Origin of the sequence: Caulobacter sp. DWP3-1-3b2 (assembly GCF_049896325.1) — a bacterium.
Taxonomy (GTDB): domain Bacteria; phylum Pseudomonadota; class Alphaproteobacteria; order Caulobacterales; family Caulobacteraceae; genus Caulobacter.
This window is the reverse complement of the sequence record NZ_JAFCUB010000042.1, coordinates 1-12,653: the sequence shown is the minus strand read 5'-3', so window position 1 is coordinate 12,653 and position 12,653 is coordinate 1. Positions and strand designations below refer to the sequence as shown.

At 65.2% G+C, this 12,653-nt stretch carries 14 protein-coding genes; 7 read left to right on the top strand and 7 right to left on the bottom strand.

From position 1 onward, the window contains the following. Positions 1-41: 41 nt before the first annotated feature. Both ACP7AG_RS19050 and ACP7AG_RS19045 read left to right on the top strand, forming a co-directional pair. Complete coding sequence (locus tag ACP7AG_RS19050) at positions 42-548, top strand: S26 family signal peptidase (RefSeq protein ID WP_426032792.1); 507 nt, start codon at positions 42-44, stop codon at positions 546-548. Next, positions 545-1,396, top strand: coding sequence for a cell wall hydrolase (locus tag ACP7AG_RS19045; protein WP_426032790.1), 852 nt, complete (start codon positions 545-547; stop codon positions 1,394-1,396). Before ACP7AG_RS19050 ends, ACP7AG_RS19045 begins: the two co-directional genes overlap by 4 nt. Here the strand turns inward: ACP7AG_RS19045 and ACP7AG_RS19040 are convergent, their stop codons facing one another. Beyond that, positions 1,397-2,080 carry a hypothetical protein gene (locus ACP7AG_RS19040; protein WP_426032788.1) on the bottom strand — a complete coding sequence of 228 codons (684 nt, stop codon included), beginning with the start codon at positions 2,078-2,080 and terminating at the stop codon, positions 1,397-1,399. Between the two features lie 257 nt (positions 2,081-2,337). On the opposite strand from ACP7AG_RS19040, the gene mobQ reads away from it, so the two are divergent. From mobQ to ACP7AG_RS19015, 5 genes are all read left to right on the top strand, one after another. Continuing rightward, positions 2,338-3,834, top strand: a complete 1,497-nt coding sequence (gene mobQ / locus ACP7AG_RS19035) for a MobQ family relaxase (protein ID WP_426032786.1) — start codon at positions 2,338-2,340, stop codon at positions 3,832-3,834. A gap of 77 nt (positions 3,835-3,911) precedes the next feature. After that, positions 3,912-5,849, top strand: a complete 1,938-nt coding sequence (locus ACP7AG_RS19030; protein WP_426032784.1) for a type IV secretory system conjugative DNA transfer family protein — start codon at positions 3,912-3,914, stop codon at positions 5,847-5,849. 34 nt (positions 5,850-5,883) lie between these two features. Further along, positions 5,884-6,867 carry a P-type conjugative transfer ATPase TrbB gene (gene trbB / locus ACP7AG_RS19025; RefSeq protein WP_426032782.1) on the top strand — a complete coding sequence of 328 codons (984 nt, stop codon included), beginning with the start codon at positions 5,884-5,886 and terminating at the stop codon, positions 6,865-6,867. An 89-nt stretch (positions 6,868-6,956) separates the two neighbouring features. Further along, positions 6,957-7,631 (top strand): DUF433 domain-containing protein, encoded by a 675-nt coding sequence (locus ACP7AG_RS19020; RefSeq protein ID WP_426032780.1) that lies wholly within the window; start codon positions 6,957-6,959, stop codon positions 7,629-7,631. Further along, a complete protein-coding gene (locus ACP7AG_RS19015) occupies positions 7,628-8,017 on the top strand; it encodes a DUF5615 family PIN-like protein (protein WP_426032778.1) in 390 nt (129 codons plus the stop codon). Before ACP7AG_RS19020 ends, ACP7AG_RS19015 begins: the two co-directional genes overlap by 4 nt. 95 nt (positions 8,018-8,112) lie before the next feature. On the opposite strand, the gene ACP7AG_RS19010 is transcribed toward ACP7AG_RS19015, so the two are convergent. From ACP7AG_RS19010 to ACP7AG_RS18985, 6 genes are all read right to left on the bottom strand, one after another. Continuing rightward, entirely contained in the window at positions 8,113-8,436 is a 324-nt protein-coding gene (locus ACP7AG_RS19010; RefSeq protein WP_426032776.1) for a hypothetical protein, read from the bottom strand. Between the two features lie 87 nt (positions 8,437-8,523). Then, positions 8,524-8,733: a hypothetical protein gene (locus tag ACP7AG_RS19005; protein ID WP_426032774.1), complete on the bottom strand. Its 210-nt coding sequence runs from the start codon at positions 8,731-8,733 to the stop codon at positions 8,524-8,526. An 80-nt stretch (positions 8,734-8,813) separates the two neighbouring features. Next, complete coding sequence (locus tag ACP7AG_RS19000) at positions 8,814-9,728, bottom strand: NAD(P)/FAD-dependent oxidoreductase (protein ID WP_426032772.1); 915 nt, start codon at positions 9,726-9,728, stop codon at positions 8,814-8,816. Positions 9,729-9,876: 148 nt separating this feature from the next. Beyond that, entirely contained in the window at positions 9,877-10,254 is a 378-nt protein-coding gene (locus ACP7AG_RS18995) for a hypothetical protein (protein ID WP_426032770.1), read from the bottom strand. After that, positions 10,251-12,047, bottom strand: a complete 1,797-nt coding sequence (locus ACP7AG_RS18990) for a catalase (protein ID WP_426032768.1) — start codon at positions 12,045-12,047, stop codon at positions 10,251-10,253. Before ACP7AG_RS18990 ends, ACP7AG_RS18995 begins: the two co-directional genes overlap by 4 nt. Positions 12,048-12,109: 62 nt before the next feature. Beyond that, the gene (locus ACP7AG_RS18985; protein ID WP_426032766.1) at positions 12,110-12,526 is read right to left on the bottom strand and encodes a hemerythrin domain-containing protein; all 417 of its coding nucleotides are present in this window, start codon (positions 12,524-12,526) and stop codon (positions 12,110-12,112) included. Positions 12,527-12,653: the final 127 nt, after the last annotated feature.

Sequence of the window (12,653 nt, the reverse complement as noted above, 5' to 3'; positions counted from 1 at the left end):
GAAAATCGTCCGTCCGCCCGGCGAGGGGGCTGACCCCCGCCTTGGCGGCGTGGGCGGTTCTTCCTGTCGCCGCTGCGGCGGTCCTCGCCGCCAGCCTGCCGCAGCCGGCGCTCCTCTGGAACCGCACTCCAAGCGAGCCTTTGGGGCTTTATGTCCGCACCCTGGGCCCTCCCGCCCGTGGCGCGATCATCGCTTTTCAGGCGCCCGCGCCGGCCTTTCCCTACGCCAATGGGCAGATGGATTATCTGCGCCAAATTCCAATCCTGAAAGCGATTGCCGCAGGGGAGGGCGATCACGTCTGCACTGATGGCGGGACGCTGACGATCAACGGGATCCGTCGCGCGCCGGTGCTCACCCATGACAGCCGGGGTGTGGGTCTGCCGCGCTGGACCGGTTGCCGCGCGATGGCGCGCGGCGAGTTCTTCGTGTTCTCCGATCGCATCCCGAACAGCTTCGACAGCCGCTATTTCGGACCGGTGACGACGCGCGAGATCCTCGGCGTCTTTCGGCCGCTGAGCCCCTCAATTCATTCCTCTGGAGACCGATGATGGATCCTGCGGCCCTTGCTGCTCTTTGCGCCCTCCTGGCTCGGGGCGAGACGGCTCAGCCCGTTCCAACCGGCGTGAACTGCCCAGGGGTGTATGCCCCCGCCACGCCGTTCGCGGGAGCCACTCCGCCGGTCCGGTCCCTGGCCACACTGGTCTCCTCGCCTGATGCGCGGGAGGCCATCGCGCGGGTCGCCTACGCCGAGGCCGCGAACCAGGGCGACAGTGGCCTGGCGGGCGTCGTTTACACGATCATCAATCGCCTCGCCGATGGCCGCTGGGGCGGGTCGGTCGAGGCGGTCGTCAACGCCCGGCGGCAGTTCGAGCCGGTGATGCGCGCAGGGGGAAGCTGGCGCAGCCTGCCGGCGGTCTCGGAGGCCCGGCAGGCGCGGATCGACACCATCATCAACCTGGCCCTGGAGGGCCGGCTACCCGATCCGACCAATGGCGCCAGGTTCTTCCAGAACCCGCAGATCGTGGCCGGCCGGGCGGCCCGCGGCGAGGTCTCGGCAGGGCTGGTGAACTTCGGGGGCGCCCCGCCTTCGGCGGTGATCGGCGCGCATAGCTTCTACGTGGAATCGGGCAGGGGAGGGGGCTCGACGCCTGGCGCTGGCCGGTCGGCTGCAGCGCCTCGTGGCCCCGCGGCGCCTGACCCTTGGCAATCCGCCGGCGGCGCGATCTTCGCGGGCGAGAACCGGGCCCTCGTGGCTCCTGCCGCCGCCGCCGTGACGGCGCCTACGGAGACCCCGGACTGGGCGGGCGAGGGCGGAGATCGCCTGCCTCAACCGGCCGACGGCGCCCGAGCGATCTTCGTTCGCCAGGACGGGACAGTGACCGCGTGGCGGCAGTGATCACGCTGCCTGCCAGGAGCCATCTAAGTCGGCGTAATCCGCATCGACGTCGCTGGGCAGGAAGCTCGTGACCGGCTCGTCGGCCATCGCCGACTGCGCCATCAGATCGAAGTCTGGAAGGGCCTCACCTTCGGCCGGGAGGGCGCTCTCGGGGCTTTCTTCAACGTCGCCTCCGGGGCGCAGCGAGAGCGGCACATTGCCCAGCAGCTCGCGCACGGTGAGGCGGTCGCGGATGCCCTCCACACGGCGGTCGATGATGTCGACCAGGCGCGCGAGGAGCTCGGCGTCACCGGCCAGCAGATCCTCGCCGGCCTCGGCCAATAACGCGCCGCCGATGATGATCTTGGCGCGGGTTTCCCGCTTGCGCTGGTTGATCGACCACAGGGCTTCGAGCCGTTCAACGCGGGCCTTGAGCACCAGGAAACGCTGCTCGTCGTCCTCGATATCTTCGAGCGGCGTGGCGTGGCGGCGGCGATGCACGCCGTCATGGCCGGCATCGCGAAGCGCGCTTTCCAGCTCGTCCAATCGGAGCTTCAGCGCGTCTTCTTCAGAGACCCGCCGACCCTGCTCGCGATCCTCCGACCGGGCGATCCACAGCTCGCGCCGCTGCTCCTTCTGCGCCTCGGTTCGCGGGCGATATTTCGACGGGCGAGTGTTTCTTCGACGCTTATCGACCGTGGTCATGGCACACACCATAGTTGTCGCAAAAGCCCCGAGCGGCCTAAACATATTAATAACGAACGTCGTGGTCTATCCATGGCAGAACAGTAATTACGGACAATGGCGCAGTTCCTCATTGGTTGGGCTACGCCCACCCAACGCCGCGGTCAGGCTCCGCCCGACAGCCTCAAACCCCGTTGGGCCTTCGTCGGCCTGGGGTCTGAGCCAAGGGCCGGGGCCCTTAGCGATCCCGCCGCCATGCGGCGGACAAAGGAAGCCAAGTGGCCCAGTACCGGCTTGAGGTGAAAACGATCCAGAGGAGCGCGGGCCGGTCCGTCGTGGCGGCCGCGGCCTATCGTTCGGGCTCCTTGCTGATCGACGAGCGTCTCGGCATGGAGTTCGACTTCTCAAGCAAGAACGATATCGCCCACAGCGAGATCATGGCCCCCGAGGGGGCGCCAGCGGCGCTTCAGGGGCGCAGTGCGCTATGGAACGCCGCGGAGGCATCAGAGCGCCGTAAGGACGCCGTACCGGCTCAGGAGGTGCTCTTATCGCTTCCCCACGAGCTGACCGACCTGCAGCGGCGTGAGTTGGTACGGGACTTCGTCCGTGAGCACCTCGTCGCGAAAGGGATGATCGCCGATATCAACATCCATCGGCCCGGCAAAACCGGTGATGATCGCAACCACCACGCCCACATCCTGGTGACGACGCGCGGGGTCGGGCCTAGCGGGTTCGGTAGGAAAGACCGCGAATGGAACCATGCTCAATTCGTGCGCGGTCTGCGTGAGCCGTGGGCTGAGGTTCAGAACGAGCACCTGCGCCGGCATCTCGGTCCAGGCGCGCCGCAGGTGTCCGATGAAAGCCTCGCCGCGCGCGGCATCGACCGCGATCCGACGGTGCATTTGGGACCGGAGGCGAGCGCGCTTGAGCGCAAGAATGTCCGTTCGGATCGCGGCGTAATCAACCGCGCCGTGGGGCTCGAAAACAGCGAAAAGGCCTCCAAGCGCCGCGACTATCAGGAGCGCTCGAACCAGGCCCATGATGCGTCGCCGGAAATCGATTCCAAGGTCTCGGCGCTGATCAGCGAGGCGCGGGCCGTCCGCGATGAAATGGTCCGCGACCGCGACAAATCCCAGGCCGAGTACGATCAACTCATCATCCCCAAAATCCCGTCCGCCAAGCAGATCGAGCGGGAGATCACGGCGCCGGCGGCGGCGATCCGGGCGCGTGCGGCGGCCCGTCTCGAACGGACCGAGGCGCGGGTGAAGGAGACGCGGTCACGGCGTCTGGGACTGGTCCAGTGGGTCCGCAATCCGGCGCGGATGATCTGGGCTAAACACGCCGAGCTCAACGCGCTGGCCAGCGCCCGGGCGGATCACCGCAAGGCCGATGTGGAGCTGCGTGTCCGCCAGGACTGGGTGCGCTCGCCGAAGGGGCAGGCGCTGATCGCCGCCCGGCGCGAGCCGACGCTCGAAGCGGCCGCGAAAACGAAGACGCAGATGCGGACCCTGGAACGCAACATCAAGCGCCAGGACAAGCGGTTGGACACGGCCTTGACCACCTTCAACGACCTGCGGATCGCTCAGGAGCTCGGCCACACGACGCTGCGCGTCAAGGCCGATCCGCCCGACCCGACGCGCATGTTTCGCGACCTGGGACAGGCCGCGCGGACAGCCATCCAGGGGTATCCGGCGCGTGAACAGCAGCAGGCTCTTGAGCGACTGCGGCGCGGCAAGAGCCGCACCATCGTCCGTGGCCTGATGCCGGACTTTTAGGTGGAGGTGAACCCATGACTTCAGCAAGCCGCGCCCGGGCCATCCTCCCGGTCGCCATCTTCGCCTTCCTGGCGGCGTTGGCGATTTCGACCCAGCAGATCGCGCACGTGTTCCACTACCCGCGGGAATTTGGGGGCGGGCTGTTCGACCTCGGGCATGTGCGAATCTACAAGCCGTGGTCGTTCGTCGGCTGGTTCATGAAATTCGACCAATCGTATCCGCGGCCGTTCGATAGGGCGATGCTCATTGGCCTCGCGGTGGCCATGGCGCCAATCCTATTGATGGTGGCGGCGACGCGGCGCCAGACACGCGAGCCGAGGGCCTTTGGGGTCGATTCCTGGGCGACGATGGCCGACATCGCCAAGGCTAAACTCTTCCAGCCGGGCTCGGCGGTCAGCGGGCGGGTGTTGGGCCGGTTCGGCGGAAAATATCTTGTCTACAGCGGCATTGAGCACGCGATCATCGTCGGTGCCTCGCGCAGCGGCAAGGGCGCCGGTCACGTCGTTCCGACGCTGGTCGCTTGGCCACAGAGCGCCTTCATCTATGACCGCAAGGGCGAGCTCTGGCACATCACGGCCGATCACCGGAAGACGTTCAGCCACGTCTTCTATTTCGCGCCGACAGATCCGAACACGGTGCGCTGGAACCCGCTGTTTGAGGTCCGCAAGGGCGTGATGGAGATCGCCGACATCCAGAACGTCGTCGGCATTTTAGTCGATCCGCTCGGGCGCAAAGCCGGCGATCTGAACTTCTGGGACCAGAGCGCCACGGACTTCTTCACGGCGGTGATCCTGCACGTCCTCTACAGCGAACCCGACGACAAGAAGAACCTCGCCCAGGTCCGCCGGTTGCTGATCAACATCGAGCCGACGCTGCATGCGATGAAATTCACCAAACACCGAAAGCGGCCCGACTACCACGCCCCCGGCGGGCTTGCCCGGGGCGAGGACGGCAAGGCGATTATCGAGACCCATCCGGAGGTCCTGCTCGGCGCCGCGGCGCTCGAAAGCATGGAAGACCGGGTGCGCTCGAACGTGCTGGCCACCTGCCGGGCGTCGCTCTCGCTCTGGGCGGACCCGTTGGTCGAGTACGCCACCAGCTGGTCGGATTTCTCCATCGGCGACCTCGTCTGTTCCGCGGCGCCGGTCAGTTTCTACATCATCACGCCGCAGGCCCACGCCGACCGGCTGGCCTTCTTGGTGCGGGTGTTCACCCGCCAGACCATCAACAGCCTGATGGAGAGCGAGCATGTCGACAGCCGCGGGCGGGAGAAGCGCCACCGTCTGCTGCTGATGTTGGACGAATTTGCCAAACTGGGCAGCCTGCCGTTCCTGGAGAACGCGATGGGCGAAATGGCCGGCTACGGCATCACCGCCCACCTGGTCTGTCAGAGCTTCAACGACGTGTTCTCCAAGTATGGGGACAAGACGTCCCTGTTCGACAACATGCACATCACGGTCACTTTCGCGACGTCAGAGCCGACTAGCATCGAGAAGGTCATCCGGCGCGCCGGCAAATCGCTGGAGATGCGCGAGAGCTACAGCGATCCCCGCTCGTTCTTCGGCCGTTCGCACCGCTCCACGTCGCAGTCGGAACAGCAGCGCTACATTCTGTCGGAGGAGGACGTTCGCGAGCTGCCCGACAACGAGCAGTTCATTTTCGTCAACAACGCCAAGCCGATCCGGGCCGAAAAGATCCGCTACTATCAGGAGCCGTTCTTCAGGATCCGCACCGGCGACTATTACGGCCGCAAGCCCGCCAAATACATCCAAAAGCCCGGCGCGGCGGACCTTCCCGGGCCTGCCCGGATTGATTGGCTGGGCTGCGAGGCGGAAGAGCCGGCTCCAGCCTATGTCCCCAAGGTCAAGCGGGCAGGGGGCAAGGGACGCGGCGCGGTTTCCGATACCGATGCAGAGTCGGACGCCGTCCTCGCTAAGTCGAAACCACCCAAGCCCACGCCGATCGTGCGCCGGGGTGCGGATCAGGCCGATCATGAAGACGACGGCTCCACCTAGCTTTGACGCAAACCCGCCCGCGGATCGAACCCTCATGCAGCACCACCCCGTCGTCCAGGACCGCAAGGTCGCCGCTCTCAAGCAGGCCATGGGGCCGGTCATCGCCGGTGCGCTCGCCGACCGCATGGTGGTGGAGGTGATGGTCAACCCGGACGGCAAGATCTGGGTGGACCGGATAGGCGAGGGGCGGTCGTGGACCGGTCAGCACCTGGCGCCTGCGGACGCCGATCGGATTCTGCGGCTGCTGGCCGACCACGCCGGCGAAGTGGTGACCCGCGATCATCCAAGGGTCAGCGCGACCCTGCCGCAGACCGGGGAGCGTTTCCAGGGCGCCTTCATGCCCGTGGTCTCGAGCCCTGCGTTCGCGATTCGCAAACGGCCGGAGGTGGTGTTCACTCTGCAGGAATACGTCGCCGGCGGGATCATGAGCGAGGCCCAAGCCGATGCGATCCGCGCTGCGGCCGACAACCGGCAGAACATGCTGATCGTAGGCGGTACGGGATCGGGCAAGACGACCTTGGCGAACGCCATTCTGGCCGAGCCGGCGTTTGCGAACGATCGGGTGGTCCTGATCGAGGACACCGCCGAGCTTCAATGTTCGGCGGAGGACCAGATTCAGATGCTGACCAAACGATCCGAGCCGGAGGTCACCATGACCGACCTGGTCCGCGACACGCTACGACTGCGACCAGACCGGATCATCATCGGGGAGGTGAGGGACGGATCGGCGCTGGATCTCTTGAAGGCATGGAATACGGGTCACCCTGGCGGGTTGGCGACGATCCACGCCAACAGCGCCCTGGAGGGACTGACGCGCCTGGAGGACCTGATCGGGGAGGTGACCCAGCGGATTCCCTACCGGGCGATCACCCAGGCGATCAACGTCATCATCTACATCGAGCGGACGGCGGCGGGGCGGCGGGTCAGGGAGGTGAGCCGCGTGATGGCGCGCGAGGGGGACGCCTATGTCCTGGAAGCCTGTGTCGATTGCCAGGCGGTCGGGGCGTGGCTGACCTAGAGCTTGGGCGCCCACTTGGCGTCTCGCCGGAACGCCGTTTGCGAAATCGCCTGCGCAGGCTTATTGTTCTCCACTAGGAGAACGATTAAATGCCCGACACCGCCCGCCTTTACACACCCGCCGAAGCCGGCGCGGTCAGTGGACTGAAGCTGAAAGCCGTCCACAACGCCATCGACAAGCACATCGTCGAGCCGGTGGCGAAGGCGCGCGCCGTGACCTCGGAACCCGTCAAGCGAGTCGGCCCGCGCTTCCTGACCGGCGAGGACCTCGTGCGTCTTCGTGTGTGGCGGGGGGTCGGCGATACACTGTCCGCTGAACGGCGCCATCGCCTGTTTGTGGCGATCGCCGCCACGCCCAAGGCTAAGACAGTGAAGGCCGACGAGCTACTGATCGTCGATGTCGGTGAGGCCCGCAAACAAGTCGACCGCGGCGTGCGCGATCTAGAGGCGGCGGAGGCCATTGTCGCCAAGGACAAGGCGACCCTTGGGGGTGAGCCGGTGTTCAAGGGCACCCGCATACCCGTCTACGGCATCGCCGCCATGTTGGATGCCGGCGCCACGGCGGAAGAGCTGCTCTCCGGTTATCCCAAGCTCACAGAACGGCTGCTCGACTTGGCCCGGATTTGGGTGGCGGCTCACCCCCGGCGTGGCCGCCCGAAGTCCCTGAGCGACTATGGTCTCAAGCTGAAGAGCACCAAGCGCCTACCCTTGAAGTCTGACCCATTGGCGGGCCGGACCAAGCCGTTCGCTTCGGCGGCCGGGTGAATTTCCTCATCGACGAGTGCTTGCATACCTCATTGGTGGAGGTCGCGGTCGAGCGCGGCCACGAGGCGACGCACGTCAACTACCGTGGCCTCAGTGGCGTGCAGGACTGGAACCTGATGGCGCCGATCCGCGAGGGCGAGTTCACCTTCGTCACCAACAACGCCAAGGACTTTCGGCGCCTCTACGCCCAGGAGGACATCCACGCCGGTCTGATGATCCTGATCCCCAATGTTCCACCTGATCAGCAGCGGATTTTATTCGACGCCGCGCTTGACGACGTGGCGGCCGGTGGATTGATCAACGAGGCCCTCGAGGTGGAGGTCGTCGAAGGGTCGATCCAGATCTCCCGCTACGAGCTTCCGAACGCCGGGGCCGGTGTTGGCTGAGATCGATCCCGACATCCCAGAATTGCTGACCTCGGCCAGAGCGCGGGCGAAGATCTTCTTGGCCCGTTCGGAGCCATAGATCTGGGCGGCCTTCTTCAGGCGCGCCGTGTCGCTCGAGGACAGGCGATCCTTGACCCGCTCCAGATTCCCCGGGGGTCTTCGCCGAGCTGGTCGAGATTGTTGACCAGATCGACCAGCAGGAACTCCCGGCTGAGCTTCTTGGGGACCGCGGGTTTCATGCGGAAATCATAGGTGCGACCGCCCAGGGCGAACTTGCCATGGCGCTTGTGGTTATAGACCACGGTCTTGTTGTGCAGCTGGGTCGTGCCGACGCCCAGGGACGGGCCGCCCTTCAGGAAGGGCGACGAGGGTGTCGTCCAGTGGCCTACTTTTGCTCCGCCGCGTACAGCTAGGCCCAACAGGGCAAAAGCCGACCAACATGAAGAAGCTTTCACCGATCCGGCCGGCATTGAGTAGCTGAGGCGCCAATCCACTGTAGGCCCCGATCAGCACGGCCGAGATGCCCAGGGGCCGGCGGCCGACGCGGTCAGCCCGGACGCCATTACGGCCAGCAGGCCCACCACGGCGCCGAGCGCCTCGATAATGAGGAAGCGCACGGGCGCTTCATTGGCGAACAGCGTGACCCAAGAGGGCGGAAAGACCGTCACGAGGTGGAACAGGGCGAAGTTCGCCAGGGCGCAAGCGAGCCATACCATGGTCCGCCGTTGCGCGAACAAGGTGTTCCGAACAACTTTGGATGACCGTGGGGAGATTTACGCCCCTCCAATGCCCCAAGTTAGCGCAAGGGGTCGTTTGTTTGCGCCAAGTCGTTCCGTAGGGTGGTCGCCGCGACGCCCGCCTCACCCATTGCATGGCTAATCTGGTCGAGGCCTATAACGACGTCGCCAGCGGCATAAAGCCCGCGGATTGAAGTCCGCTGCTGGCCATCGACCCGAATACACCCTTCATCGGTCAGGCTGGCGCCCAGGCTCCGCGCCAGATCCGAGTGGATGTCTGACCCGAGGGCCGGATAGACGGTGTCGAAGGCTTCGCGCCCCTCACTGTGCTCAAGAGTGATCTGATCGCCCTGCAGCCTGAAATCGCGAGCGGGCCCTGCATGGGGTACTACGCCCAGCTTAGCTAGTCGGCCCTGTTCGGCAGCGCTCAGTTCGTGGGGCCCCTCGGGCGCGATTAGCGTCACTCTTTGGGTGTATGCTCGCAGGAACGCGGCTTCCCTGACACCGTGTGCGCCGGTTCCGATCACGGCGACTTTGCGATCCGTCACCTCGAAAGCGTCGCAGACCGCGCAGTAGCGCAGCAGGCCGGCTTTGAGGGCCTCATCGTGGACGGCGGCCTCCATCGGGGGCCGGCGGTTAGTCACTCCAGTGGCGAGAATGACCGCGCGCGCCTCGATGGGTAGGAAGTCTCCTGTCGCTTTAAACCCCTGACCCTCGCCGTGCTCAAGCGCCTCCACGGTCGCGGGAATGATCGCGGCGCCGAACTTCAGGGCTTGGGTCCGCATACGTCCCAAGAGATCGACGCCTGAGATGCCGTCCGGAAATCCCGAATGGTTTCTCGTGCAGGGGATCAGTGCAGCCCGGCTCGCTCCCCCGTCGACCACAACGACGGACAACCAAAATCTGGCGGCATAGATCGCCGCCGTTAGTCCGGCCGGCCCCGCACCGATGATCAGGCAATCGACCTGGGCCATCAGGCTGGTTTCGGCGCGCGGGGCTGCCGCATCTTCAATACCAGGACCGCACCCGCCAGAGCGAGGCTGACCAGTCGAAGCCCGGAGCGGCCAGCTCTAGCGGTCCCCACGCCAAGTCTGATGAGGAAGGGGCTGCTCATATGCCCGATCAGGCGGCTGGTGTAGGGGGGATAATATCCGTCGGCATGGGGCGCACCATCGGTTCGCGCGCCCAGATGCGTCCCGCAGAAGCCGCGGCGACGAAATCATTGACGCTTGCAGCCGGGAAGGCGAGGAGCCCCGCGTCGGTGTCCGGTGCGGCGTCATTGATTCCACCCTTGACGAACAGCGGCGCCGCCGCCGGCAGGTAGCCGATGACCTTCAGGTGGCCGAAGGCATCACGCAGGAAGTTTACCGCAGCAGCCTCGAGGGCCAGCTTGGCTCCGCCGGCATCGGACGGCAGGATCGCGACGGCATCGAAGAGGACCGAGGGACCGCCGTCGATCTTGTGATCCGCGGGGATCATTTCCCCCGTAGCGGACGTCATACGTAGATCGTTGGAGCGATAATCTCCACCTTGCCGCCCGCGGCGGCGACAGCGGCCTTCAGCTCGACGACCAAGGCCCCATCGCACCCATCGCTGACCAGGACGCCCACCTTGCGGCCTTCGAACGTCGCCTTCGCCTTGGCCAGCAGGCTGAGCATTGGAGAAGGCGCCATGGCCTTCGCTTCGACGGTGACAGGGGCCGGAACGATTTCGGAAGGTAAGCCCAGGCCGGCGGCAACCTTCAGGGCGAGGGTCTGATCGATGTTGATCAGGCGCGCCAGCACTGCCTCACGCACGCGCGGCAGCAGGCATTTGCTGAGCTCGAACACCAGCGCCGACACGATGTGGTTCTGCTCCGGCTCGGTCTGGCTGGCGAAGAACATGCGGGCCTGACTGTAGTGATCGGCAAAGCTTTCGGGCCGGATCCGCAGTTGCTCGCCAGCCTCCTCGGCTGGGAAGGTCTTGTAGCCAATGTCCTGCGACGCGCGGGCGATGTCGGGGCCCAGGGTGGAGGGCTCGTAGTTCACTTGGCCCTTGGGCGCCGCCATCTGCATGTGGCCGTCCCGCTGCAAATTATGGAACGGGCACTTGGGTTGGTTGATCGGAATCTGATGGAAGTTGGGCCCGCCGAGGCGCTTCAGCTGGGTGTCCTGATAGGAGAACAACCGGCCCTGGAGCAGGGGATCGTTGGTGAAGTCGATGCCGGGCACGACGTTGGCCGTGCAATAGGCGACCTGTTCGGTCTCGGCGAAGAAGTTGTCCGGGTTGCGGTCTAGCACCATACGGCCGACGACGCGCAGGGGAACGAGCTCTTCCGGAATCAGCTTGGTGGCGTCCAGGACGTCGAAGTCGAAGCCGTCGGCCTGTTCTTGGCTGAAGGTCTGCAGGCAGAACTCCCACTCGGGGAGATCCCCACTATCGATGGCGTACCACAGGTCGCGGCGGTGGAAGTCGGGGTCGGCTCCATTGATCTTCAACGCCTCGTCCCACACGACCGACTGCGATCCGATCTTCGGGCGCCAGTGGAACTTGACGAAGGTGGAGGCGCCTTTGGCATTGACCAGACGGAAGGTGTGAACGCCGAAGCCCTCCATCATCCGCAAGGACCGCGGGATCGCCCGGTCCGACATGATCCACATGATCATGTGCATGCTCTCGGGTGTCAGTGAGATGTAGTCCCAGAACGTATCGTGCGCGGTCTGCGCCTGGGGGAATTCCCGGTCGGGGTCCTGCTTGGCCGCATGGATCAGATCCGGAAACTTGATGGCGTCCTGGATGAAGAACACCGGAATGTTGTTGCCGACGAGGTCAAAGTTGCCCTGCTGGGTGTAGAACTTGACCGCGAAGCCGCGCACGTCACGGGGCAGGTCGGCCGAGCCTTTGTTGCCGGCGACGGTTGAGAAGCGGGTGAACACCGGGATTTTTTCACCCGGGCGCTGCAGGAAGTCAGCGGCGGTGATGTCGGAGCAATCTTCCAGGCACTCGAAGAAGCCGTGTGCTGCAGAGCCGCGGGCGTGGACCACGCGCTCGGGGATCCGCTCATGGTCGAAGTGGGTGATCTTCTCGCGCAGGATGAAATCCTGCAGGAGCACAGGACCTCTGGCGCCGGCCTTCAGCGAGTTCTGGTTGTCGCCGATGGGAACGCCCTGGTTGGTCGTCAATTGGGTTTCAGGGCCAGCTGCCTGTTGGTGAAGCTCGCCGCCCGGCGCGACCAGAGTTCCGATATCCGCAGCGGTATCGGCGTCGGCAGCTTGGGCGGCTTGCGACGGGGTCGGAGGCAGGGTCTTGGGCATGGAAGGTCTTTCATGGGCGCGGACGCCCAATAGGGCTACGCCGGCTGGGGGCGACTGATTGGCTAGACGACGGGGATCGGAGCGAGGAGCGTCATCAAGTCGGCCTTCCGGGCCGCTAGCTTGGCCCCAAGCGCCTCAAGGTCGATGTTAGTTTCGCGCACCTCGGGGAAGAGCTCGGTCTCTTCCTCCTCGACGTGATGGCGAACCTGCTCGCCGAGCACTTTGACCTTGGCGTCGTAGAGCGGCTGTCCCGGGAGCATCGCCTCGATCTGGGCAATCAAGGTCTTGGCGCCAGTGTGCTCGACAAGGGCCTCGTCGAGCAGGTTGCCATCTCCGGTCTTTTCGCGCGCAGGCGGGTAGAAGAGCTCTTCCTCGATCTGCATATGCACTTTCAGCGCTAAGCAGATCTTGTCGGCCAGGGCCTTCTTCTCAGCGTCGTCTAACGCCGCCTCGAACGCTTCGAAGTAGCCATCGACCACACGGTGATCTGAACCGCGCCGGGTTTGCCGGAGGCCTCAACTCCTGAGAGGAAGAGGCCATGACAAGCAAGACGACGAACAAGTTTTCACCTGAGGTTCGCGAGCGAGCGGTTCGGATGGTTGTGGA

What these genes read in the sequence shown, in the direction of transcription:
- ACP7AG_RS19020 (WP_426032780.1), top strand. Translation starts at nt 6,957, where the DNA reads ATGCCCGACACCGCCCGCCTTTACACACCCGCCGAAGCCGGCGCGGTC.
- ACP7AG_RS19040 (WP_426032788.1), bottom strand. Translation starts at nt 2,080, where the DNA reads ATGACCACGGTCGATAAGCGTCGAAGAAACACTCGCCCGTCGAAATAT.
- ACP7AG_RS18995 (WP_426032770.1), bottom strand. Translation starts at nt 10,254, where the DNA reads ATGACGTCCGCTACGGGGGAAATGATCCCCGCGGATCACAAGATCGAC.
- ACP7AG_RS19000 (WP_426032772.1), bottom strand. Translation starts at nt 9,728, where the DNA reads ATGGCCCAGGTCGATTGCCTGATCATCGGTGCGGGGCCGGCCGGACTA.
- ACP7AG_RS18990 (WP_426032768.1), bottom strand. Translation starts at nt 12,047, where the DNA reads ATGCCCAAGACCCTGCCTCCGACCCCGTCGCAAGCCGCCCAAGCTGCC.
- ACP7AG_RS19005 (WP_426032774.1), bottom strand. Translation starts at nt 8,733, where the DNA reads ATGGTATGGCTCGCTTGCGCCCTGGCGAACTTCGCCCTGTTCCACCTC.
- trbB (WP_426032782.1), top strand. Translation starts at nt 5,884, where the DNA reads ATGCAGCACCACCCCGTCGTCCAGGACCGCAAGGTCGCCGCTCTCAAG.
- ACP7AG_RS19045 (WP_426032790.1), top strand. Translation starts at nt 545, where the DNA reads ATGATGGATCCTGCGGCCCTTGCTGCTCTTTGCGCCCTCCTGGCTCGG.